Genomic DNA, 22,112 nt, shown 5'->3' with positions numbered 1-22,112 from the left:
GAGCGTCCCACGCACACCGCTTTCCATAGACGCTGGCCTATTACGTCGAGTATTTGTAGATCAAACTCGACGTAATAGGCCAACGTCTATGGGCGCGGGCGCGGGTCGCGGGGCGGGCGGCGCGGGGGAGGCGGGCGAGGCGAGCGAGGCGAGCGAGGCGAGCGAGGCGGGGCCGGGGTGTGGCGGGGCTGCGGGGCGGTCAGCGGCGGGTGGAGAGGTCGTACACGTCGCGCTTGGGGAGGTGGTGGGCGGCGGCCACGGCGGCGGCGGCGTCCCGGCGGGACGAGCCCGCGGCCACGTGCGCGGCGACCTCGGCGATCAGCTGCTCGTCGGTGGGGCGCTCGGTGTTCGGCACGGCCCCGGCGACGACCAGGGTGATCTCGCCACGGACCTCCGCCAGCTCCGCGAGCTCGGCCAGCGGCGCGCGGCGTACCTCCTCGTAGGTCTTGGTCAGCTCGCGGCACAGGGCGGCGGCCCGGTCGCCGCCGAAGGCCGCCACGAGGTCGGCGAGGGTGTCCTTGACCCGGTGCGTGGACTCGAAGAAGACCAGGGTGCGCTCCTCGGCCGCGAGTGCGGCCAGCCGGGCGCGGCGCTCACCGCCCTTGCGGGGCAGGAAGCCCTCGAAGCAGAACCGGTCGCAGGGCAGCCCGGACAGCGCCAGCGCCGTGGTGACGGCACTGGGGCCGGGGGCGCAGGTGACCGGCAGCCCGGCCGTCAGGGCCGCGGCGACGAGCCGGTAGCCGGGGTCGCTGACGCTGGGCATGCCGCCGTCGGTCACCAGCGCCACCGACTGCCCGTCGCGCATCGCGTCGACCAGCTCGGGGGTACGCCGCTCCTCGTTGCCCTCGAAGTACGAAACGATCTTGCCGGGTATGACGACGTCGAGGTCGCGGGCCAGCCGGAGCAGCCGGCGGGTGTCCTCGGCGGCGACCAGGTCCACCTCGGTGAGCACCTGGCGCAGCCGCGCCGAGGCGTCCGCGGGGTTGCCCAGCGGCGCGCCGCACAGCACCAACCCGGTGACTTCCGCCATCTGTCCCCTGCCTTCGATACGTTTTTGCCGATCACCGTGAACTCAGGCGACGGTTTCCGAGTTTTTCAGCCTACGATCCTTGGCGTGACCCAGACGGCGACGGCGCCCCCGCAGGCGCCCATCACTTCCGAGCCGCACGTGCTCAATGTCGTTCGGCGCCGCCTGCTGCCCTTTGAGCAGCGGCTGAGCCCGTACGCGTGGCTGGCCGCGCTGGCGGTCACCTTTCTGGCGGGCGTGCTGCGCCTGTACAACCTGGCGAAGCCGCCGGGCAAGATCTTCGACGAGACCTACTACGCCACCGACGCCCACTGGCTGTGGGAGAAGGGGTTCGAGTGGGACGAGAAGAACGCCACGGCCGGTTACGTGGTGCATCCCCCGCTCGGCAAGTGGATCATCGGGCTGGGTGAGCAGGTCCTCGGGTACAACGAGGCGGGCTGGCGGCTGTCCGCGGCGGTGTTCGGCACCATCTCGGTGCTGATGTTCACCCGCATCGCCATGCGTTTGTTCGGCTCGGTGGTGCTGGGCGGCGCGGCGGGCCTGCTGATGGCCTTCGACGGCATGCACTTCGTGCTGTCGCGCACCGCCCTGCTCGATCTGTTCCTCATGTTCTTCCTGCTGGCCGCGTTCGGCGCGCTGGTCCTCGACCGTGATCAGCGCCGCCTGCGGTGGCTGCGCTTCGTCGAGGGCGGCGGCGACCCGCACGGGAAGGGCCGCAGCAGTCGCCCGGCGTTCGCGGTGCCGTGGTGGCGGCTGGCCACGGCGGTGCTGCTGGGCTGCGCCCTGGCCGTCAAGTGGTCGGCGCTGGCCTTCCTGCCGGTGTTCGCGCTGCTGGTGATCTGGTGGGAGGTGGGCGCCCGGCGCAGTGCCGGGGTGCGCCACCCGATCCGCGACGCCATCCTCGACGAAGGCCTGTGGGTGCTGGCCTGCATCCCGATCGTGCTGGGCGTCTACCTGGCGAGCTGGAGCGGCTGGATCCTCACCGACGGCGGTTACTACCGCAACTGGTCACCGAACTGGTTCAGCAGCCTGTTGCACTACCACCAGGAGGCGCTGCGCTTCCACGAAGGCCTCAGCTCCGAGCACACGTACCAGTCGGCGGGCCCGTGGGCGCCGATCCAGTGGCTGCTGCTGGGGCGTCCGGTGGCCTTCTACTGGTCCGGGGACCCCGGCTGCGGGGTGGAGCAGTGCGCGGCCGAGGTGCTGCTGCTGGGCACGCCGCTGCTGTGGTGGAGTTTCCTGCCCGCGCTGGGCGCGACCCTGTGGTTCGGCTTCGCCCGCCGCGACTGGCGCGCCGGGGCCATCCTGGCGATGGCGGGTGCCGCGCTGATCCCGTGGTTCTTCTTCCCGAACCGCACGATGTTCTACTTCTACGCCATGCCGGCCGAGCCGTTCCTGATCCTGGCCGTGGTGTTCGTCTTCGGCGCGATCATGACCTCGCCGCCGGGACTGCCGCAGAACGAGAACAGGCAGTTCATCGGCACGGTCGCGCTGGGCCTGTTCGTGCTGCTCGTCGTAATCATGTTCGCGCTCTTCTACCCGATCTACACGGGCGAGTCGATCCCCTACGTGGACTGGCAGCGACGCATGCTCCTCGGCAACAACTGGATCTGATCGCCGACCGCACGAAGGCCCGTGGCACGCCGCCACGGGCCTTCGCCGTCTCCGCCTGGCGGGACCGGGGTGTTCCGGGAAACGAAGAGGCCGTCTCTCCTAGGAGAGACGGCCTCTGACTCTGGTGGAGACGAGGGGATTCGAACCCCTGACCCCCTCGATGCGAACGAGGTGCGCTACCGGGCTGCGCCACGTCCCCGAGTCGGTCCGCGTAACGGACCGGCCAAGGTTAGCAGGTCCGCGGAACGATCGCGAATCCATACCCGGTGCGTCGTGGGTCACGTCCGGAGATCGGTGTTTCGGGTCGGAACCTGCGGCCCCACCACACCTTCCGACCCGAAACGGCGAGCTCGACGCGCCGGGGAAGGGGTCAGGCGGCCGGGCCGGCGTGGTACGGCTTGCCGCGTACCCCGGCCTGGCGGCCGCGGTAGGAGATGGTGGCCACCCGGGGCGGCGGAGGCGCCTCGGCTGCCAGGGTCTCGGCCTGGGCCTGCAGGGCGGCCAGCTGCTCCTGGGCCCGCAGCAGCTCCTCCTGGAGCAGCCGGGCGGCCTCGCGGCGGGCCAGGGCGCGGCGGCGCTGGGCGAGGCGGACCTGCGCCTGCTGCTCGGCGAGCCACTGTGCCTGGCGCTCCTCGGCGCGGCGGCGGCGGGCCAGCCGCAGCGCCTGGCCGCGCAGGTGGGCGACGTACAGCAGCAGGGCCGAGCCGGTCACCGACACGCTGATCAGGAACCCGGGGCTGACCAGCGCGACACCGGCCAGCTGCACCAGGTTCAGCAGCACCAGCCCGGCGAGCAGCCGCCGGCGGCGGTACACGGCCGGGCGGTGCCGCCGACGCGGCTTGGCCTTGGCCCGCTCGGCCTGGCCGACCAGGCGCAGCGGGGTGCGGGACGGGCCATTGCCGGACGCCGGTGGCGCGGAGACGGGGGCGGTGCACAGTGCCCGTGGCGGGCGGATCGGCCGCCGGCCGGGCACGGTGCGGCGGCGCCGCCGGCGCGACAGCACGCGCGCGGTTGAGATCGCCCGCTCGGCCACCAGCCGCTCGGTGGCGTCGTACCGGCGCACCAGCGCCGGAGCGAGAGCGAGCAGGCCCGCAGCAGCGAGGACGGCGAGGAGCACCGAGGTCGGCACCCTCTCCCCTCCCTGCGCCGACGACTCCTCCCCGCAGCCCGCCGGTCGGCGGACCGCCGTGGACTGGCCACCGGCGTCACCCTTGGTACGGCGGCCGGCCTATCGATCGGTCACCGTAAGACTTCCAGTGAGGGGAGCCTACGTTCGTGATCACGTGATCGCGTAACGCCACACCGTACGAAGGTGAAGTCCGGTTCAGCCGCGCCGACGCCGCCAGCGGGCCAGCAGGCCACCGTCGGAGGCCACGTCCTCCCAGGTCAGCGCGTATCCGATGTGATCACGCCAAGCGCCGTCGATGAACATGTAGTGCGGGTGGTAGCCCTCCTCGCGGAAGCCGAGCTTCTCCACCACGCGACGGCTGGGCTTGTTCTCCGGCCGGATGTTGACCTCCACGCGGTGCAGCCGGCCCGGCCCGAACGCGTGGTCGACGACGAGCGCGAGCGCCGTGGGCATGATGCCGCGCCCGGCGACCCGCGAGTCGATCCAGTAGCCGCAGTACGCCGAGGAGAACGCCCGGCGCACGATGCTGCCCAGGTTGATGTGCCCGACCAGGCGCTCCCGGCCGCGGTCGCGCAGGCAGATCGCGAACGGCATCGACTCGCCCTCGCGGGCGCCGCGGCGCATGGCTCGCCGGATCATGTGGAACGCGGCGGTCGAGTTCAGCTCGGACCAGGCCGCGGGCGGTGTGGCCTCCCATTGCCGCAGCCAGGCCTCGTTGTAGGTGCGCACCTCGACCCACGAGCCGGCGTCGCCCCGCCGGTACGGCCGCAGCACGATGTCCCCGTCGGTGAGCACCGCGGGATAACCCACCGCGCCGCTCATGCCCTCTCCTCGCTGTGCTCGCTTCGCCCCGTCATCGCCGGCGGTCCAGCAGCAGCACGTCCACGGTGGAGCCCGCGGCCGCGCTGGTCACCCGCTCACCCAGCACCAGTAGTCCGTTAGCCTCGGCCATACCGGCCAGGGTACGGGCACCGCCCGGCAGCGGCTGCACCGTGTATCCGCCACCGCGGCGCTCGGCCACCAGCGCCGGGCGGAACTCGCGCAGCCCGCCGGGCGACGCGACGGTCTCCAGCAGGTGGCCGCGCACCGACGGCCGGAACACCGGCTCGGCCCCGGCCAGCACCTGGATCACGGGCCGGGCCAGCACCTCGAAGCCGATCAGCGCGGCTCCGGGCTCGCCGGGCAGGCAGACGATCGGCACCTCCTCGGCGCTGCCGACGGTGCCGAAGCCGAGGGTGCCGCACGGGTAGAGCGACACGTCGGTGAAGGTCACCATGCCCGCCCGGCTGCCGTCGCGGCGCGACAGGATGCGCCGCACCATGTCGCCCGGCCCGGTGCCGGAACCGCCGGTGGTGATGATCAGATCCGCGCGCAGCGTCTGGTCCTCCAGCAGCGCGCGCAGCGCCTCCGGGTCGTCGTCGCAGATCCCGACGCGGTACGCGTGCGCGCCGGCCTCCGCGGTGGCCGCGGTGAGCGCGTGCGAGTTGACGTCGACGACCTGGCCGGGCTGCGAGACCCGGCCCGCCTCGACGAGTTCGTCGCCGGTGGACACGATCACGACGCGCGGGCTGGGCCGCACGATCACGTGCCCGATCCCGCTGGCGGCCAGCGCCCCGACCAGGGCCGGGGTCACCGAGGTGCCCGCTCGCGCCAGCACCATGCCCTCGGTGACGATCTCGCCGGCGCGGCGTACGCCGTAGCCGCGCTTGGCGGGGTGGTGCACCTCGACCGAGGCCATGCCCTGGTCGGTCCAGCGGATCGGCACCACCACGTCGGCGGCCTGCGGCAGCGCCGCTCCGGCGGCCACCGAGAAGCAGGTGCCGGGCGTGAGCCGGGCCGGCCGCCAGCTGGACGCGGCGAGGTCGCCCACCACGTTCAGCCGCGCGGGCCGCCCGGCCGCCGCCGCGGCGATGTCCTCGGACCGCGCCGCGTACCCGTCGATCGCGGCCTGGTCGAAGGCCGGGTACGGGTGGGTCGCCAGCACGTTGTCGGCCAGCACGTTGCCGTGCGCCTGGGTCAGGTCCAGATCCAACGCCGGCAGCGCCCGCAGCCTGCGCAGCACGCTGCCCAGGTAGTCGGCGAGTGGCGTCAGCTCGCCCGCGGCCGCTGCCGCGTCGAGATGGACGGGGTCCGGAGTGGACCTGACCGTGGCGGTCATGTCAGGCGGCCTTCCCCGCATTGCCGTCGAGGCCCGCGACGAAGGACTTCAGCCACTCCGTGAAGGCGGGGCCGAGGTCGTCGCGCTCGCTGGCCAGCTGTACGACAGCCTGCAGGTAACCCAGCGGCATGCCGGTGTCGTAGCGGTGCCCGCGGTACACGATGCCGTGCACCGGGGTGCCCTCGGCGAGCAGCAGCGCCATCGCGTCGGTCAGCTGGATCTCGCCGCCGCTGCCCGGCTTGGTGCGCCGGATCGCGTCGAAGATGGTGCCGGGCAGCACGTAGCGGCCGACGACGGCCAGGTTGCTCGGGGCCTGTCCGCGGGCCGGCTTCTCGACCAGGCCGGTGACCCGCACGACGTTCTCGACGTCGGCGTACTCGGGACCGGCGTCGGACACCGAGGCGATGCCGTACCGGTTGACCTGGTCCTCGGGGATCTCGATGAACGCCAGCACGATGCCGCCGGTGCGCGACTGCAGGTCGATCATCTGCGGCAGCAGCGGCTGCGACTCCTCGGTGAACTCGTCACCGAGCAGCACCGCGAACGGGGCGTCGCCCACGTGGGACTCCGCGTAGGAGACCGCGTGGCCCAGGCCGAGCGGCTCGCCCTGGCGGCAGGTGTAGATCTCGGCCAGTTCTGAGGTGCCGCGGACCGCAGCCAGGCGCTCCAGGTCGCCCTTGGCCTCCAGCCGCGCCTCCAGGTAGGGCTGGCGGTCGAAGTGGTCGACCATGCTGGTCTTGCCACGACCCGTGATGAGCAGGACGTCGTTGATGCCTGAGCGCGACGCCTCCTCCACGATGTACTGGAGAACGGGCCGGTCTACGACGGGTAGCAGCTCCTTGGGCACCGCTTTGGTGGCCGGGAGGAACCGGGTCGCCAGTCCGGCCGCGGGAATGACCGCCTTGGTGGCCCGCTGACCGTGCGCTTGTGCGTGGGGGGTGTGAGCCGACATGTCGCGAGACTAACGGCCCCGAGCCTGTCGAGGGGCCTGTGGGCTGCTCGACGCGCCGCCGGATGGGCACAGGACGCCGCCGGGCAGCGCTACCTGGAACGTGTCCCGCCCGGCCGCCTTGGCGGCATACAGGGCCTCGTCGGCGGCCTGGAGCACCCCGGCGCCCTGCTGCCCGTGGTCGGGCAGCACGGCGAGTCCGATGGAGACCGTGATGTTGACGTACAGGTCCGGTCCGCCGTCGCGGGCCGGCACGATGATCGGCTCGCGGCGCACCGACTCGCACAGCCGTTCGGCCACGGCGACGCCGCCCACCTCGTCGGTCTCCGGCAGCAGCACCACGAACTCCTCGCCGCCGTGCCGGAAGGCCACGTCGACCTCGCGGATCTCGTACCGGATGCGCTGGGCGAACTCGGCCAGCACGGCGTCCCCGGCGGCGTGGCCGTAGGTGTCGTTGATCTCCTTGAACCGGTCCAGGTCCAGGGCGAGCACGCACAGCCGGCGGCCGAAGCGGACGGCCCGCTCGGACTCCCGCCGCAGCGACTCGCGCAGCGAGCGGTAGTTGAACAGCCCGGTGAGCGGGTCGGTCACCGACAGCCGCTGCGCCTCCTCGTGCACCCGCACGTTGTCCACGGCGACCGCGGCCTGCCCGGCGAACGTGCGCAGGGTGACCAGATCGGAGTCGTCGAACTCGTCGCGGCCCAGCCGGTCGTAGAGGGCCAGCACGCCGCGCGCCGCGGGCAGCGCCCCGGGCTGCGGGAACGAGTTGGCCTCGCCCAGCCCCGGCGCCGAGAAGGGCACCACCATGTACGTACGGCAGTCCGGTTCGCCCGGGTCCAGCCGCGGCCCGTCCCGCTCGACACGGCCCAGCCGGGGCACGCCGGTGGCCGCGACCAGGCCGGTCAGCCCCAGCCCGTACGGCACCCGCAGGGTGCCCCGCTCGCCGGTGGTCCACTGCTCGGGCAGGCCCTCGGTGCACTGGCCGACCAGCGCGCCGGTGGCCGGGTCGGCCAGCAGCACCATGCCGGCCGACGCGCCGGTGGCGTGCCGGGCGGTCTGCAGGATGACGCGCAGGATGCGGTCCAGGTCGTGGGTGCTGGACAGGGTGTCGCCGAGCACGCCCAGGTGCCCGCGCAACTGGTCCCGGCTGGCCGTCAGCGCCGCCACGTAGGTGTGCAGCTCGCGGGTCATGTGGTTGAACGCGGTGGCCATCCGGGCGATCTCGTCGTTGCCGCGTACCGGCACCCGGGCGTCCAGGTCGCCCCCGGCGACCCGGTCGGCGGCCGCGGCCAGCTCCACCACGGGCTCGGTGGCGGTCTTCGCCAGCCACCAGGCGACCGTCACGGCCACCCCGGCGGTGATCAGGACGACGAGGGTGAGCAGCAGGTAGAGGCCGGTCGGCGGCCTTGCGGGCAGTGAGACCGCGAGCGGCAGCGGCTCCCCGGCGACAGGACCGACCCGTGCCACGAGGTGCCCGTTGTCGGCCGAGCCGGTCGCGCCGTCGCCCAGCTTGCCCCCGTACGCGCTGATGGTCGCCGCGTCCGCGCCGAGCATCGTGGTGTGCACCGGCCCGCCGCCGCCCGGCTCCTCGGGCGCGGGCGCGAGGTCGACCTCCTGGCCGAACTCCTCGCCGACCGACCCGCCGGCCGCCGGCTCGTGCGGTCCGGCCGCGACGACCTCGTTCGTGCCGGGGCCGTCGGCGGTCGGGTCGACGGGCAGTGCGCCGCCGGTGAGGTCGCCGGGCTGCCCCGCCGCCGGGCCGGGCTGCGCGCCGATGCCGCCGGGCACGGCGCCGGGCATCCCGCCGATGCCGCCCGCCCCGTCCTCCGCGTCGCCGCCGGTGAGGTCGCCGTCGGTGGCATCGCCGTCGAGGGCGTCACCGGCCCCTGGCTCGCCCAGGCCGCCGTCCGCGTCGGTCGCCAGGTCCGGGTCGGTGGCCGCGTCCGGATCCGCCGCCGCGCCCGCCGGGACACCGGTGCCGGGCAGCAGGGTCAGCTGGGCGCCGCTGGCCTGGGCCAGCCGGCGGATCAGGTCGCCGTCCACGGTGAGGGCGGCCGAGACGGTGCCGGTCGGCTCGCCGTTCGGGCCGGCCAGCGGCACCCGGGCCGACAGCGCCTCGAATCCGGCCACCGCGTCCGGGCGCACCTGCGGGTCCGGGCCCGCACAGTCGGCCCACGGCGGGGCCGGGGCCTGGGCGGTGGTGGCGCCGTCGACGCCGGTGTCGATGTGCACGCCGCCCGCGAGGCCCGCGGCGACCATGCGCTCGGCGGTGGCCAGGCGCTGGTCGGTGGGTGCGGCGGCGACGCCCTCGGCGACGGCGCGCAGCTGGCCGCAGAGCGCGCCGACCGACGTGCGCACCGAGCCGGCGGCCACGGCCAGCCGCTCGGTGGCACGTTCGTGGGACAGCTTGCTGACCATGGTGCCGACGAAGAAGGCGCCGAGCAGAACGGGGCTGAGGACCACCGCCAGGAAGGCGGTGGTGAGCCGTGCGCGCAGTGTCACACTTTCCCCCTCGGCGGCGGTGAAGTCATCGGAGTCAACGGCCAACGCCGCGCTAGGATGCGACGCTTGTACAACCTGGGGACGTTATGAGTGAATATTCCGTTTCTTCAGTGACGTCCGCGTCGGCCAAGCGCGCGGTCCGCGCCGCGGTTCTGGCGGCCCGCCGCGCGCTGACTCCGGCGGCCGTCGCCAGGGCGGATGCCGCGCTGGCGGGGTCGCTGCCGGAACTGATCGCGCCGGACGCGGCGCTGACGGTGTGCGCGTACGTGCCGATGACCGGCGAACCCGGCGGCCCGGACCTGCCGGACCGGCTCGCGGCCACGCCCGGCGTGGCCCGGGTGCTGCTGCCGGTGCTGCGGCCCGACCGCGATCTCGACTGGGCCGAGTACACCGGGCCGGGCTCGCTCGCGCCAGCGACGATGGGCCTGCGCGAGCCGACCGGCCCGCGCACCGGCGTGACCGGCATCACCATGGCTGATCTGGTGCTGGTCCCCGCGGTCGCGGTGGACCGGCGCGGCGCGCGGCTGGGCCGCGGCGGCGGCAGCTACGACCGGGCGCTGGCCAGGGTCGCCCCGGGCACACCGGTGATCGCCCTGCTGTACGACGGCGAGCTGCTCGACGAGGTGCCCGCCGAGGGGCACGACCAGCGGGTGGGCGGCGCGCTCACGCCGAGCGGTCTGCGGCGCATTCCCGGCTGACACGTGAGCGAGCGAAGCGAACGAATTAGCGGTTTGTGATGCCGCCGACGAGCGCAGCGAGGAGAAGGCATGGAAAGTGTGATCGGCGACAGCTACTTGGCACCCCGTAGGGCGGTCAGGCACTATTAGCACTCGGTATACCCGAGTGCCAGTAATGATCATGGAGGGGAACGTGCCCACCTACCAGTACGCCTGCACCGCTTGCGGTCACCAGCTGGAGGCCGTGCAGTCCTTCGCGGACGAGCCGCTGACCGAGTGCCCGACGTGCGAGGGCACTCTGCGCAAGCTGTTCTCCTCGGTCGGCGTGGTCTTCAAGGGCTCCGGCTTCTACCGCACCGACTCGCGTGGCAGCGGCACCGGCACGGCTCCGGCGGCGTCCGGCAGCTCCTCGACCTCCGCGTCGAGCAGCTCCACCAGCGGCGGCAGCTCCTCGTCGAGCAGCAGCACGCCGGCGAAGAGCACCTCGTCGTCGACCGCGAGCAGCAGCACTTCCTGAGCTTCGCCCGCAATGTCCGTTTCCGCGCTATAGTACGGCGGTGCGCCAGCCCCGCCCCCGCTGTAGCCGGCGGTCAGTCCCAGTGCGGCGGGCGCTCGTCGCGCAGCCGGTCGTCGTTGCTCCACGACCGCTCGCCCCAGCCCCGGTCCGTGTCCTCACGGGTCTGGTCGGGCAGCACGGGCGCGTCGTCCTCGAGCTCCACCACCCGGTCGTCGTCGCGCCCGCCGAAGTCAGCCTCAGTGCTCACCCCAGCAGCATAGGACCAGGCTCGCCGCGTCCGGCGGCCCGCCTCCACGGCCTCGACCACGCGAGCTCCGCCCCCGCCGGACGGCACGGGCGGGGCTCGCGCCGCTTCCGGGGCCGGTCGTCGTGAACCGGCCCGCCGACGATCAGTGGCGCAGGCCCGCGCCGTCCGCCGGCGGAGCCGACGCCGAGCATGCCGCCGCCGCGTATCCGGGGCCGCCGCCCGCAGTGCCGCCCCCGCCGGGCTGGCATCCGGAGGTCACCCCGCGCACCGTCGTCCCGCGACGGCTGCCCGAGCTGGACCACGACGCGATCGACCTCGCCGAGGAGCGCGCGGACCGCTTCACCAACGCGCTCGGCATCGCCGCAGGCGTCGTGCTGATCCTCATCGCCTGCGTGCAGTGGCGGACCTGACCGGTCAGATGGTGCTCCAGACCGCGTGGGCGCCGGTGTCGCCGGTCTTGAAGACGTAGTAGCCGGTGGCCCCGGCGGCGAGCAGGTTCAACGCGATCAGGGCCCAGCCCGTGGCGCGGGAGCCGCTGGTCGACGGCTTCTTCGCGGCCGAGTGGGTGAAGAGCACCAGCGCGATCGCCAGGACGCCCAGCAGGGTGCCCGCCCAGGCCGCCGCGTCGCCGTAGTCCTTGTGCAGGTCCACCTGGGCGAGGATCTGCGGCGGGTAGCCCTTCTCGACCAGCGTCGTGAACAGCGCCTCGCCGCTCTGGCGCGCGAACCACAGCGCGATGGGCGCGCCCACGCCGAGCAGCAGCACGGCCCAGCCGATGTAGCGGCGCACCGCCGGGGCGAACGAATAGACCACCACGCCGACGATCAGCAGTGGGGCGAACACGACTGCGGCGTGCACGAGCAGGGGGTGAGCCGGCAGGCCGAGCAGTTCGGAGAACACTGTGCCTCCACATGGATTCCGGGGTGCGTACCCAAGGTCAAGGTGAGCCTAGACCCGCCCACGTCGATGGGACAGAGCGGGATTTGGCCGTGTCGCAGACCACGTATATCGGACCTTTTCTTGAGCAGATCCAAGTTAGCTGCTGAAATGGTGTTCATGCACGGCGACATCGAGCCTCAGGCTCTCCTCCGCGCGCGGGGCCTGCGGGTGACCCGGCCGCGCCTCGCCGTGCTCGACATCCTCGGGCAGGGCGGCCACCTCGAGGTCGAGGAGATCACCCGGCAGGCCCGGCAGCGCCTCGACTCGGTGTCGACCCAGGCCGTCTACGACGTGCTCGGCGCGCTGGCCCGCGCGGGCCTGGCCCGGCGCATCGAGCCGGCCGGCTCCCCCGCCCGCTACGAGGCCCGCAGCGGCGACAACCACCACCACATCGTCTGCCGCGGCTGCGGTGCGATCGCCGACGTCGACTGCGCCACCGGCGCCGCGCCCTGCCTCGACCCGAGCCAGACCCACGGCTTCGCCCTCGACGAGGCCGAGGTCACCTACTGGGGCCTCTGCCCGGCCTGCCAGCGGCTGGCCGCCGAGGACCGGACACCCGAAGCGGCATCCTGACCCCGTCCGGCTTACGAAACGGCCGGCGAGGCGTCCTCGGCCGGCGGCACGGCCGGCGCCAGTGCTTCGACCGCCGCCCAGGTCTCCTTCACCGGCGCTTCCGCGCCCGCCGGGCACACCCGGCGGAAGTCGCACCAGCTGCACAGGCTGCCCGGCCGGGTCGGGAACGCCTCGTCGGGCGGCGTCCCGTCGGCGAGTGCCCGTTCCGCCGCGATGATGTCGCGCGCGGTGTCCTCGGCCCGCCCCACGTGCCGGGCGATGGACTCCGGGGTGTGCTCGTGCCGGGCGACCGTGCCGGTCGGCAGGTGGTGCAGCTCGACCGTGCGGCAGGGACGGCGGAACACCCGCTCGGCGGCGAACGCGTACAGCGCCAGCGCCAGCGAGCCCCGGGCGTCGTCGGCGTCCAGGCCGGTCCGGCCCGTCTTGTAGTCGACGATCACCGCCTCGCCGCCCCGGGCGTCGATGCGGTCGGCCCGGCCGCTCAGCGCCAGCACCGCCGTCTTCGCCGCCACCGTGCGCTCCACGCCCAGCAGGTCCAGGTCGGGATCCAGACCTTCGGTGTACGCCTCCAGCCAGCTCAGTGCCCGCTCGTAGACCGCCCGCTCCTGCTCGTCGTCGCGGTAGCCCTCGCGCACCCAGGTGGCCCGCAGCAGGCGCGGCAGGGCCGTGCTCGTGCGCCGCTCCTCGGGCAGATCCCACCAGTTGCGCAGCGCCGTGTGCACGCTCGCGCCGAGCGAGTTGTGCGCCCACGCGGGCCCCTTCTGCGGCGCGGGCCGATCCAGGTAGGTGTGCCGGTAGCGGCGCGGGCAGTCGGCGTATGACGCGAGCTTGCTCGGGGTGCACACGAACAGGCGCTCGGGCATCATGTCGAAGCCGAGCTGCTCCGGGACGTCCTTGCCGCGGCGGGGGTGGGGGGTTCGGCTCACTGGCAGATCGTGCCAGTCCGGTGGGACACTGGCCAGGCGACCCGCCCGGCCGGGCCGGTCGGGCGAGGTCAGGAGTGTGTGCGGTGGGACTGCTGCGCTGGCTGCGGGGCGGCGACGACAAGAGCGGCGCCACCGCGATGATGTCCGCGGGCATGGCCGAGATCGACGGCCTGTTCCGCCCCACCAAGCACAAGCAGACCGAGCACATCCAGGAAGCCGCCCGCCGGCGCGTCGACGTCGCCAACGGCACCGGCATCGACCTGGACAACGGCCTCGCCGTCATCCGCCGCACCGCCCCCGCGCCGGAACCCGCGCCCTGACCGGATTTTTATAGACGTTGGCCTATCTGATCGATTATTCGAAGATCGAACTCGATCAGATAGGCCAACGTCTATGACAAGTGGGGCACGGGAACTGTCCGGACCGCGCTACGGGTGCGCGGTGGTGAACATCTCGACGAAGGCGCCGATGGAGTCGGCCATCAGCTGGACCGCGATCGCGGCCAGCAGCAGACCGGCGATGCGGGTGAGCACCTCGATGCCGCCGGGCCGCAGCACCTTCACGATGAACCCGGAGTAGCGCAGGACCAGCCACACCGCGACCATGACCGCGATGATGCCCAGCCCGATCGCCAGGTACTGCCCGCCGCTGTCGGCCCGCTGCACGAACAGCATCGTCGCCACGATCGCACCGGGACCCGCCAGCAGCGGCGTGCCGAGCGGCACCAGGGCGATGTTCGAGGTCGACTGCTGGTCCGGGTCGTCGGCCTTGCCGGTGAGCAGTTCCAGCGCGACCAGGACCAGCAGCAGGCCGCCCGCGCCCTGCAGCGCCGGCAGCTGGATGTGCAGGTAGTCCAGGATGGTCTGGCCGGCCACCGCGAAGACCGCGATGACGCCCAGGGCCAGCGCGACCGCGTGCGTGGCGGCCTTGTGCCGGTCCCGGGCGGGCAGCGCACCGGTCAGCGCGAGAAAGATGGGCACCATTCCCGGCGGGTCGGTGATGACGAGCAGGGTGACGAAGACCTCGCCGAAGAACTTCCAATCCACACGGGATGCATAGCACGCCGGGCAAGGGTTATCGGCCGACTCCCGTGACGGGGGTGGCGCCGGTCGCACCGGCGACGATCCGCTCGAGCGCCTCGGGCGCCGTGGTGAACTCGCCGATGCGCACCTTCTTGTGCGTGCCGTGGAAGTCCGAGCTGCCGGTGACGAACAGGCCGAGCCCGGCGGCGATGCGGCGCACCTCGGCGCGCTCGGCCGGGCTGTGGTCGTGGTGGTCGGCCTCCAGTCCGTCCAGGCCGGCGGCCGCGAGCTGTGCGAACAGCTCCTCCGGCACGACCCGCCCGCGCACCCGGGCACGCGGGTGGGCGAACACGGTCACTCCGCCCGCTGCCTGCACCAGGCGCAGCGCCTCGAACACGTCGAGGTCGTCCTTGGGCAGCCGGTACGGGCTGCCGTTGCCGATCCAGCGCGGGCTGAACGCCTCCTGGGTGTCGGCGACGAGCCCGGCCCGGATCAGCGCGGCGGCCAGGTGCGGCCGGCCCACGGTGCCGCCGCCGGCATGGGCCAGGATGTCGTCCCAGTCCACGTCGATGCCGTCGGCCCGCATCAGCGCGACCATGCGTTCGGCGCGGCCCAGCCGCGACTCGCGGACCCGGGCCAGCGCCGCGACCAGGTGCTCGTCGGCGGGGTCGAACAGGTAGGCCAGCATGTGCAGCGGGATGGACTCGCCCTCGCCGTGCCAGCGGCAGCTCAGCTCCGCGCCCCGGATGAGGGTGAGGCCGGGCGGCAGCGCCTGTGTGGCGGCCGCCCAGCCGGCGGTGGTGTCGTGGTCGGTGAGCGCGACCACCCCGAGTCCGGCCGCGCCGGCCAGGCGCATCAGCTCCTCGGGGGGTGTGGTGCCGTCACTCGCAGTGGAGTGCAGGTGCAGGTCGATCGTCACTTGCCGGCGCCGTACGAAGGGATCATCGTCCAGCCGGGCTGGACGTCGGGCGGCAACGTGACCTGGAGCTTGGTGCCGTCGTTCCGGCAGGCGAAGATGCCGTCGGCGTCGGTCTGCGCCAGCACCGTCCGGTTGTCCGACCACACCACCGCGTCCACCGCGGCGATCGGGCAGTCCGCCTGCAGCACCAGGGCCTCGACCTGCGCCTGCTCCTTGTCCTTGCTCGCTGCGGCGTTGATGCGCGACTTGTCCAGGTCGATCATCTGCAGGCCGCTCGGCGTGGCCACGGCGAGCAGCCCGCCGTCGGGGGAGAGCGCCGCATGGAGCTTGACCAGCGCCCGGCCCACGAGATCGCCGCAGCCCAGCCTCGCGCCGATCTTCAGACCCTTGTTGACCGCGGTGACGTCGACCAGGCACAGCAGGTCGCCCTCGCCGCGCACGATGCCGATCGCCACGTTGGCGCCCAGACTGCCGAACACGGCGAGCAGATCCGCGTTCCAGGTCTCGGTGTACTTCGAGGGCGCCTGGGCGCTCCAGTAGTCGAAGCCCTTCTCGCTGGAGACGACGACCCGCTCGCCGAAGAAGGTCACCGGCGCGGCGGTCTCGGGCTTCACCGGTGAGGACGCGACCGTCTTGCCCCGGTCGCCGCCGCTCACCTTGGTGACCGCCATGGTCCCCTGGTCGTTGGTGGCCACCCGGCTGCCGTCGTGGCTGACCGCCCACTCCGCCTGGCCGGACAGCCGCAGCGGCTCGCTGGCGCTGTTGGGCAGCAGGCGCACCGTGTTGGCGTCGGAGTACACCCAGCCGTCGGGCACCTTCGCGATCATGGCGACGTCGCCCTCGTGGACCAGGTCCACCCGCTGGCCGTCGGTGGTCCACAGCTGCTGGCCGACCAGCAGGTCGACCGGCAGCTCCATGGTCGGCAGCTGGGTCTGGCGGGCGGCGACCGGCTGGTCGGCGCCGTAGAGGTTCTGGAAGGTGACCCGGTTCGGATCGGTTGCCGCCGTCGTCGCGGCGCCGAGCCCCTGGGCCGCGACGGCGCCACCGAGCACGGTCGCGAAGGCGAACACCGTCATCGTGCCCGTCGCCGTCCGCCGCCGCCGCGTCGTCCGGCGCGCCGTGCGAATGGCGCGGCCGGCCGGATCGGCGGCGGCAGGAAGGGTCTGCGCGCGAGCCGCGAACATCTCACGCAGCTCGTCCTCAAGCATGGTCACCGCCCAGGTTGGCCGACCGGCACGCGGGCCGGTCGAACAGCTTCCCTCCGAGGCGACGGCACCGCGGGTGCGGTGACCGGGGTGGGCTCGGCCGTCAGGATGACCTCGCCTGCGGGCAGGTCGAGCGACTCCGTGACGACCCTGCCCGCCCGCTGCTTCGGGACCGCCGGCTCCGCCGCCGCCTTCGCGGCCGGCAGCCTGCCGGTGACTCCCTCGGCAGCCAGCCGCTGCCGCAGCGTGCCCAGTGCCCGTGAGGTCTGGCTCTTCACGGTCCCGGGCGAGATCTGCAGCATCGCGGCTGTCTGCGCCTCAGACATGTCCTCGTAGAAACGCAGGACCAGCACGGCGCGTTGTCGTGCCGGCAGAGCTTTGACATGTTTCCACATCACATCGCGCTCGAGCTGTTCTTCGAGATTGTCCGGCGCTGCCCGTTCCGGTAGGAATTCGGTGGGGCGCTCGCCGTGCCAGCGTCGCCGCCACCAGCTGGTCGCGGTGTTGACGAGCACCCGGCGGGCGTACGGCTCCACCGCCTCGATCTGGCCCAGGCGCTTCCACGCCAGGTACGTCTTGGTGAGCGCCGTCTGCAGCAGGTCCTCCGCGGTGGCCCAGTCACCGGCCAGCAGGTATGCCGTGCGCAGCAGGGCAGCCGAACGTGCGGTCACGAACTCGCGGAACTCGTCCTCCATGGCCGACCGGTGGCTCACAGACGCACCTCCCATCGCAGGCGTTCGTCTCGGACGCCTGACCGAGGCGCGTCGAACGCGCCCATCACCCCGTGTAAGAGGCTGCCGCACGCCGTTTGGTTCCCGGTATCGGTTGGATACCCCGTATGCGTCGCCTCAACGGACAGACTGGCATACTCGCGCTAGCGGATCTAGATCTGGCAGTGAACTTTCCAGTCCACCGATCGGCCCTTTCGGCAGAGGCCGAATAGCCCGACTACTCTTCTTCCGCCTCACGCCCGAGCCGCGCCTCCACTGCCGCGGGCTCGTACATCTCCTCGACGATGCGCAGGTAGAGCTCGTTCGGGTTGGGCATGTGGTCGACCTTGCTGAGCGCCTGATCCTGACCGGCGGACTCGAGCACGAACGTGCCGTAGTTGAGCATGCGGCCCAGCGGCGACTGCTCGTACTTCATGTCGGTGACCTTCAGCAGTGGCATCATCGCCACCTTGCGAGTGATGAGCCCGTTGACGAGCATCAGCCGCTTGTTGGTCAGGATGAAGCGGTCGAAGTACCAGTCGGCGACGGTCCAGGCGACCCAGCTCATCACCAGCGCCCAGATCACCACCGCCACCACCCACATGCCGGCGACGTCCTGCTTGGCCAGAAAGCCCGACAGGTAACCCAGCGCGAAGGTGGCGAAGACGCCGATCAGCAGCGGATTGGTGAGGTGCACCCAGTGCCGCTTCCACTCCCCGCGATAACGCTCGGTGGGGAACAGGTAGCGCGCGACCATGGCGCTCGGCTCGTCTTCGAGCGGAAGCACCCGGCGCGGCCCCAGCGGCACCCCGGATGCGTCGAACCGCAGCCCGGCGAGCTCCTCCTCGGTGAAGTTCGGAAGCTCGTCACCGAGGGGCGCCGTGGTGGCGTTGTCACCGGGGGGCCTGCCTCCGGAGCCGCCCGAAGCGGCACCGGCGGTCGCCCCCACGGTGGCCTTGCCGATGAAGTGTGCGTGGTCGCCCGGATCGGCGTGCAGATCGTCCTCAGCAGGCGGCTGGGATTCTGCTCGGGTCCGTGGAATCGGCTCCGTGTCGCGTTCACGGCGACCGGACCACTCCGGACCGTCAGGACCCGGAGTGCGCTCTTCGCTTGGCTCGTCCGGCCCGAGACCGCCGATCATATGAGCTAAGCGACCAGGCTGCCGAAGAAGTCACCGAAACCCTGGGCGATGTCCATGACAGTGCCGCCCAGCGTCTTCACGACGTTCGCCGCAGAATCGGGCCGGAACGCCACGAAGAAGATCAAAAAGGCGATGCCGCCCCACGTAAGGATCTTCTTGAGCATGTCGGGCTATCCCCCTCCGCCTGGCCGTGTCCACTCGACAACTGGTGGCCGTGGCGAGACTCAGCGTATCAGTAACGGTGCCTGCCGAGAATCATTAGCGCATATCCGTGCCAGCCCGTTGACCAGCGTCCGATGAGGAAAGTAAGGAAGTCGACTCAGCGGGTGGGACGCAGCCGCGGCGACAGGGCCCCGAACACCAGTTCCGGTGGCATCCAGTCGCTCAGGTCCTGCAGGACGACGTCCTCGGACAGCAGGTAGCCGGCCTGCGCGGGCCAGGTCACGGCGTACAGCCAGCGGCCCCGGGCCTCCCCCGCGTACGCGCTGCGGTCCTCCGGCGTCGACACCGCCCACAGTGGAGTCGGGTGCCCGTCGGCCTTCACCTTCGCGTGCGCGCCGTGCCCGCCTTCCCGGTCGAGCAGGGCCGGGCCGGGGTCCGGGCCGGACAGCCCGGCGAAGTGGGCGCCGAGCCCGGTGCCCGGCTCCTCGGCGACCAGCAGGACGTCGGCGGGGCCGTCGCTGAACGGGGTCGGCCCGCTGCACGCCAGCGCGGTGGCCGACACGCCGGACCGGTCGTCGCCCGCCCACGCCACACCGGTGACGGTCCACCCCGTCGGCAGCGGCCAGGGGCACCACAGGGGCACTCCGGACTCGGCCGCGCGCTTGGTCACGCAGGCGAAGACGTCGTGGTTGACATGCTGGGCGGTGTGCAGCGGCGGCACCGGCCCGTCGCGCTCACAGACCCAGTCGGAGTGTGCAAGACCGGGCGGCCGCAGATCGCCACCGCACCGCGGACATGACACCGCGAGCCCCATGACCACCACTGTCCGCCCCGTGATCGGAGCACGTCAAGCCACTCGCCAAGATCGGCGGGCGGGTCAGGCCGGGGGCGGGCCGGCGTACGCGCGGATCCAGGCGTGCATGGCCACCGCCGAGGCCACCCCGGCGTTGACCGAGCGGGTCGACCCGTACTGGGCGATCGAGTACATCTGGTCGCACGCCGCCCGGGCCGCGTCGGACAGCCCCGGGCCCTCCTGACCGAACAGGAGCACGCAGTGCCGCGGCAGGGTGGTCGTCTCCAGCGGGCGGCTGCCGGGCAGGTTGTCGATGCCGATGACGGCCAGCCCCGCGCCCTGCGCCCAGGCGGCGAACACCTCGATCGAGTCGTGGTGGCGTACGTGCTGGTAGCGATCGGTCACCATGGCGCCGCGCCGGTTCCAGCGGCGCCGGCCCACGATGTGCACCTCGGCGGCGAGGAACGCGTTCGCGGTGCGCACCACCGTGCCGATGTTGAAGTCGTGCTGCCAGTTCTCGATGGCGACGTGGAAATCGTGCCGGCGGGTGTCCAGGTCCGCCACGATCGCCTCGTGCCGCCAGTAGCGGTAGCGGTCCACCACGTTGCGCCGGTCGCCGGCGGCCAGCAGCGCGTGGTCGTAGTGGTCGCCGGCCGGCCATGAACCCGGCCACGGACCGACGCCGACCGCCAGCTCGTCCTCGGCGGTCGGGCCGTCCACATCCCGTTCGATGGTCACAAGTGAAGGATTTTAGCTGGTCACACGTTGCGCAGCGCGTCCAGCAGGTCGGCCAGGAAACGCTGCTCGGCCGGGCTGCGGGTGGTCCCGCCGATGCCCAGCAGGCCACCGGACCGGGCCGCCCCGCAGACCTGGTCCGCGATGGCCGCCAGCCAGTGGCGGTATGCCTGCCCGTCGGACGGCGTGGCCCGGGCGTCCAGCACGATCGCCGCCGCGCGACAGCTCACCAGCACCTCGGTGATGGCGGCGTGCGGGTCGCGGAACTGCTCCGCGGCGGGCGGATCGGGGTCCGCCTCGGCGTAGATCGCGCCGACGATGGCTTTCACCAGCTCGGAGTCCACGTCGGCTCCGGCGGCGATGGCGTTGATGCCGGCCAGGCCCTCGTCGACCGTACGGCGGTCGCTGTCGGGTTCGGCGGAGGTGGCGGCGATCATGACACGGGCCGGGAGCCGGGTCAGCAGCTCCCACTCGTGCGGTTCGAAGGTGAGGGGAGCGATCTCCCGCCGATACAGCTGGCGCGAGATCAGGTGATCCGCTGCGGAATTACTCGGCATGGCGACCTCCTGCCGCCAGCATATGCCGCGACCCCGGACGCTTGCCGCGAAGCGTGCCAATCACCCCGGCGGCTGGGGACCGTTGTCTGTGATGTAGTTCTCGGCGCGGCCTATGTACTCGTCGGTAACGCTCGTGCAGACTCCTTTTCACAAGCGCGGGCGGCGGGTGCCGGGGAGGGCCCCGCCGTTCGCTGCATCCAGGGGCAGGAGGCGGGACCATGCAGTTCGGGCGCTACTTCGAGGAGTTCGAGGTCGGGGCGATCTACAAGCACTGGCCCGGCAAGACGGTCACGGAGTACGACGACCACCTGTTCTGCCTGCTGACGATGAACCACCACCCGCTGCACCTGGACGCCCACTACGCGGCGACGCAGACCGAGTTCAAGCGCAACGTGGTGGTCGGCAACTACATCTACTCGCTGCTGCTCGGCATGTCGGTGCCCGACGTCAGCGGCAAGGCCATCGCCAACCTCGAGGTCGAGAGCCTGCGCCACGTCGCGCCGACCTTCCACGGCGACACCATCTACGGCGAGACCACGGTGCTGGACAAGCGCGAGTCCGGTTCCAAGCCCGACCGCGGCGTGGTCAGCGTCGAGACCCGCGGCTACAACCAGGACGGCACCCTGGTCTGCATCTTCAAGCGCAAGGTCATGGTCCCCAAGCGCCCCGAGGCCACCCCCGAGTAGTCCGCAGCCCCGCCACACCCGGATTTTCATAGACGCTGGTCAAGGACGAGACGGGGGTACGGCGCAGGCTGCGGTGCCGCCGGGGAGTCGGTGGCGGTGGCGGGCGATCCAGCGGTACACCGGCCACGAGACGAACCCGATGCCCGGTAGGCCGAGCGCGCTGCCCAGCGGACGCCACGCCGAGCGGCTCGCGCGCAGGAGCGCGGCGATCGCGTCGGGGCCGGCGAGCGCGGGGCCGCCGGGCTGCACGTACTGCACCGCGGCCAGGCACTGCTCCCGGGTCAGCCCCAGGGCGGGCAGGTCGGCGCGGTGCCATGGCACGATCATGGCGTCGGTCGGCACGTGACGGCGGATGAACTCGACACACCGGGTGCAGAAGGCGCAGTCGCCGTCGTAGACGAAGGTCGCGGGCACGTCTTCATGGTCCTCCGCGGCGCGCCCGTTGTATCGCGTGCCGCCCTGTGCGTCACGTCACCGTCTGTACCGTGGACAGGTCGGGAATGAGCCAAGTGGCGCAGTGGTTTACATGGACGCTGGTCACTCGAAGAAATGAGGAGCACGACGATGGGCACCGTGGAGTTCACCACCGAAAACTTCGGCGAGAAGACGAGCGGCGACGGCATCACGTTCGTCGACTTCTGGGCGAGCTGGTGTGGCCCGTGTGTCCGTTTCGCGCCGGTCTACGAGCGGGCGGCCGAGGCGAACCCGGACGTCACCTTCGGCAAGGTCGACACCGAGGCGCAGCAGGAGCTGGCCATGCACTTCAACATCCAGTCGATCCCCACGATCATGGCCATCCGCGACGGCGTGATCGTGTACTCGCAGCCGGGCGCCCTGCCCGAGGCCGCCTTCCTGGACCTGCTCCAGAAGGTGCGCGAGCTCGACATGGAGCAGGTGAAGGCGGACGCGACGACTGCCTAGTGT

General features: G+C 72.2%; 27 protein-coding genes, 1 tRNA gene and 1 pseudogene. 8 read left to right on the top strand and 21 right to left on the bottom strand.

Features of this window, described 5'->3' with window-relative positions; all coding sequences use genetic code 11:
* Positions 1 to 199: 199 nt before the first annotated feature.
* The gene (rsmI, locus tag HAV39_RS17420; protein ID WP_191840232.1) at positions 200 to 1,030 is read right to left on the bottom strand and encodes a 16S rRNA (cytidine(1402)-2'-O)-methyltransferase; all 831 of its coding nucleotides are present in this window, start codon (positions 1,028 to 1,030) and stop codon (positions 200 to 202) included.
* 84 nt (positions 1,031 to 1,114) lie between these two features.
* On the opposite strand from rsmI, the gene HAV39_RS17415 reads away from it, so the two are divergent.
* A complete protein-coding gene (locus HAV39_RS17415) occupies positions 1,115 to 2,641 on the top strand; it encodes a dolichyl-phosphate-mannose--protein mannosyltransferase (RefSeq protein ID WP_191840231.1) in 1,527 nt (508 codons plus the stop codon).
* A 122-nt stretch (positions 2,642 to 2,763) separates the two neighbouring features.
* Here HAV39_RS17415 and HAV39_RS17410 read toward each other — a convergent pair.
* The 6 genes from HAV39_RS17410 to HAV39_RS17385 form a co-directional block, all read right to left on the bottom strand.
* Positions 2,764 to 2,840, bottom strand: a tRNA-Ala gene (locus HAV39_RS17410).
* Positions 2,841 to 3,011: 171 nt separating this feature from the next.
* Positions 3,012 to 3,770, bottom strand: coding sequence for a divisome protein SepX/GlpR (gene sepX / locus HAV39_RS17405; protein ID WP_191840230.1), 759 nt, complete (start codon positions 3,768 to 3,770; stop codon positions 3,012 to 3,014).
* A gap of 195 nt (positions 3,771 to 3,965) precedes the next feature.
* Positions 3,966 to 4,592: a GNAT family N-acetyltransferase gene (locus HAV39_RS17400; RefSeq protein ID WP_191840229.1), complete on the bottom strand. Its 627-nt coding sequence runs from the start codon at positions 4,590 to 4,592 to the stop codon at positions 3,966 to 3,968.
* Positions 4,593 to 4,623: 31 nt separating this feature from the next.
* Positions 4,624 to 5,928 (bottom strand): molybdopterin molybdotransferase MoeA, encoded by a 1,305-nt coding sequence (locus HAV39_RS17395; RefSeq protein ID WP_191840228.1) that lies wholly within the window; start codon positions 5,926 to 5,928, stop codon positions 4,624 to 4,626.
* A 1-nt stretch (position 5,929) separates the two neighbouring features.
* Complete coding sequence (locus HAV39_RS17390) at positions 5,930 to 6,880, bottom strand: UTP--glucose-1-phosphate uridylyltransferase (RefSeq protein WP_120317986.1); 951 nt, start codon at positions 6,878 to 6,880, stop codon at positions 5,930 to 5,932.
* Positions 6,881 to 6,889: 9 nt separating this feature from the next.
* A complete protein-coding gene (locus HAV39_RS17385) occupies positions 6,890 to 9,379 on the bottom strand; it encodes a GGDEF domain-containing protein (RefSeq protein WP_239120498.1) in 2,490 nt (829 codons plus the stop codon).
* A gap of 86 nt (positions 9,380 to 9,465) precedes the next feature.
* On the opposite strand from HAV39_RS17385, the gene HAV39_RS17380 reads away from it, so the two are divergent.
* Together HAV39_RS17380 and HAV39_RS42710 are read left to right on the top strand one after the other, a co-directional pair.
* The gene (locus HAV39_RS17380) at positions 9,466 to 10,077 is read left to right on the top strand and encodes a 5-formyltetrahydrofolate cyclo-ligase (protein WP_191840227.1); all 612 of its coding nucleotides are present in this window, start codon (positions 9,466 to 9,468) and stop codon (positions 10,075 to 10,077) included.
* Positions 10,078 to 10,231: 154 nt separating this feature from the next.
* Positions 10,232 to 10,342: pseudogene (locus tag HAV39_RS42710) on the top strand (FmdB family zinc ribbon protein); the annotation flags it as partial.
* 62 nt (positions 10,343 to 10,404) lie between these two features.
* Here HAV39_RS42710 and HAV39_RS42705 read toward each other — a convergent pair.
* On the bottom strand, positions 10,405 to 10,566 hold the full coding sequence (locus HAV39_RS42705; protein ID WP_239120514.1) for a hypothetical protein: 162 nt from the start codon (positions 10,564 to 10,566) through the stop codon (positions 10,405 to 10,407).
* 80 nt (positions 10,567 to 10,646) lie between these two features.
* Positions 10,647 to 10,820 (bottom strand): hypothetical protein, encoded by a 174-nt coding sequence (locus HAV39_RS17370; protein WP_191840225.1) that lies wholly within the window; start codon positions 10,818 to 10,820, stop codon positions 10,647 to 10,649.
* A 122-nt stretch (positions 10,821 to 10,942) separates the two neighbouring features.
* Between HAV39_RS17370 and HAV39_RS17365 the strand changes: the two genes are divergently transcribed.
* On the top strand, positions 10,943 to 11,230 hold the full coding sequence (locus tag HAV39_RS17365) for a translation initiation factor 2 (protein ID WP_191840224.1): 288 nt from the start codon (positions 10,943 to 10,945) through the stop codon (positions 11,228 to 11,230).
* A gap of 4 nt (positions 11,231 to 11,234) precedes the next feature.
* On the opposite strand, the gene HAV39_RS17360 is transcribed toward HAV39_RS17365, so the two are convergent.
* Entirely contained in the window at positions 11,235 to 11,720 is a 486-nt protein-coding gene (locus tag HAV39_RS17360; RefSeq protein WP_191840223.1) for a DUF2231 domain-containing protein, read from the bottom strand.
* Between the two features lie 147 nt (positions 11,721 to 11,867).
* Between HAV39_RS17360 and HAV39_RS17355 the strand changes: the two genes are divergently transcribed.
* Entirely contained in the window at positions 11,868 to 12,332 is a 465-nt protein-coding gene (locus HAV39_RS17355) for a Fur family transcriptional regulator (protein ID WP_191840222.1), read from the top strand.
* An 11-nt stretch (positions 12,333 to 12,343) separates the two neighbouring features.
* Here the strand turns inward: HAV39_RS17355 and HAV39_RS17350 are convergent, their stop codons facing one another.
* Complete coding sequence (locus HAV39_RS17350) at positions 12,344 to 13,198, bottom strand: RecB family exonuclease (RefSeq protein WP_191840292.1); 855 nt, start codon at positions 13,196 to 13,198, stop codon at positions 12,344 to 12,346.
* A 143-nt stretch (positions 13,199 to 13,341) separates the two neighbouring features.
* Between HAV39_RS17350 and HAV39_RS17345 the strand changes: the two genes are divergently transcribed.
* A complete protein-coding gene (locus HAV39_RS17345) occupies positions 13,342 to 13,578 on the top strand; it encodes a DUF6191 domain-containing protein (RefSeq protein ID WP_191840221.1) in 237 nt (78 codons plus the stop codon).
* A gap of 108 nt (positions 13,579 to 13,686) precedes the next feature.
* On the opposite strand, the gene HAV39_RS17340 is transcribed toward HAV39_RS17345, so the two are convergent.
* From HAV39_RS17340 to HAV39_RS17300, 9 genes are all read right to left on the bottom strand, one after another.
* Positions 13,687 to 14,304 carry a MarC family protein gene (locus HAV39_RS17340; RefSeq protein WP_155388502.1) on the bottom strand — a complete coding sequence of 206 codons (618 nt, stop codon included), beginning with the start codon at positions 14,302 to 14,304 and terminating at the stop codon, positions 13,687 to 13,689.
* A 28-nt stretch (positions 14,305 to 14,332) separates the two neighbouring features.
* Positions 14,333 to 15,199: a PHP domain-containing protein gene (locus HAV39_RS17335; RefSeq protein WP_191840220.1), complete on the bottom strand. Its 867-nt coding sequence runs from the start codon at positions 15,197 to 15,199 to the stop codon at positions 14,333 to 14,335.
* The gene (locus tag HAV39_RS17330; RefSeq protein ID WP_191840219.1) at positions 15,196 to 16,407 is read right to left on the bottom strand and encodes a hypothetical protein; all 1,212 of its coding nucleotides are present in this window, start codon (positions 16,405 to 16,407) and stop codon (positions 15,196 to 15,198) included. Before HAV39_RS17330 ends, HAV39_RS17335 begins: the two co-directional genes overlap by 4 nt.
* Before the next feature lie 2 nt (positions 16,408 to 16,409).
* A complete protein-coding gene (locus tag HAV39_RS17325) occupies positions 16,410 to 17,117 on the bottom strand; it encodes a SigE family RNA polymerase sigma factor (protein ID WP_373311724.1) in 708 nt (235 codons plus the stop codon).
* Between the two features lie 235 nt (positions 17,118 to 17,352).
* Positions 17,353 to 18,255 (bottom strand): PH domain-containing protein, encoded by a 903-nt coding sequence (locus tag HAV39_RS17320; protein ID WP_120317976.1) that lies wholly within the window; start codon positions 18,253 to 18,255, stop codon positions 17,353 to 17,355.
* Between the two features lie 5 nt (positions 18,256 to 18,260).
* The gene (locus tag HAV39_RS17315) at positions 18,261 to 18,419 is read right to left on the bottom strand and encodes a hypothetical protein (protein WP_170213147.1); all 159 of its coding nucleotides are present in this window, start codon (positions 18,417 to 18,419) and stop codon (positions 18,261 to 18,263) included.
* Between the two features lie 155 nt (positions 18,420 to 18,574).
* Positions 18,575 to 19,231, bottom strand: a complete 657-nt coding sequence (locus tag HAV39_RS17310; protein WP_191840218.1) for a DUF6758 family protein — start codon at positions 19,229 to 19,231, stop codon at positions 18,575 to 18,577.
* Between the two features lie 63 nt (positions 19,232 to 19,294).
* Positions 19,295 to 19,942, bottom strand: coding sequence for a TrmH family RNA methyltransferase (locus HAV39_RS17305; protein WP_239120512.1), 648 nt, complete (start codon positions 19,940 to 19,942; stop codon positions 19,295 to 19,297).
* Between the two features lie 26 nt (positions 19,943 to 19,968).
* Positions 19,969 to 20,502, bottom strand: a complete 534-nt coding sequence (locus HAV39_RS17300) for a hypothetical protein (RefSeq protein ID WP_191840217.1) — start codon at positions 20,500 to 20,502, stop codon at positions 19,969 to 19,971.
* A gap of 218 nt (positions 20,503 to 20,720) precedes the next feature.
* Here HAV39_RS17300 and HAV39_RS17295 point away from each other — a divergent pair, with 218 nt between their 5' ends.
* Positions 20,721 to 21,188, top strand: a complete 468-nt coding sequence (locus HAV39_RS17295) for a MaoC family dehydratase (protein ID WP_191840216.1) — start codon at positions 20,721 to 20,723, stop codon at positions 21,186 to 21,188.
* A 39-nt stretch (positions 21,189 to 21,227) separates the two neighbouring features.
* Here HAV39_RS17295 and HAV39_RS17290 read toward each other — a convergent pair whose 3' ends face one another.
* The gene (locus HAV39_RS17290; RefSeq protein ID WP_191840215.1) at positions 21,228 to 21,602 is read right to left on the bottom strand and encodes a thiol-disulfide oxidoreductase DCC family protein; all 375 of its coding nucleotides are present in this window, start codon (positions 21,600 to 21,602) and stop codon (positions 21,228 to 21,230) included.
* A gap of 150 nt (positions 21,603 to 21,752) precedes the next feature.
* Here HAV39_RS17290 and HAV39_RS17285 point away from each other — a divergent pair, with 150 nt between their 5' ends.
* Entirely contained in the window at positions 21,753 to 22,109 is a 357-nt protein-coding gene (locus HAV39_RS17285; RefSeq protein ID WP_191840214.1) for a thioredoxin family protein, read from the top strand.
* Positions 22,110 to 22,112: the final 3 nt, after the last annotated feature.

It is taken from the genome of Catellatospora chokoriensis, assembly GCF_011297315.1.
Classification (GTDB): Bacteria; Actinomycetota; Actinomycetes; order Mycobacteriales; family Micromonosporaceae; genus Catellatospora; species Catellatospora citrea.
This window is presented reverse-complemented; position numbering and strand designations above follow the sequence as displayed.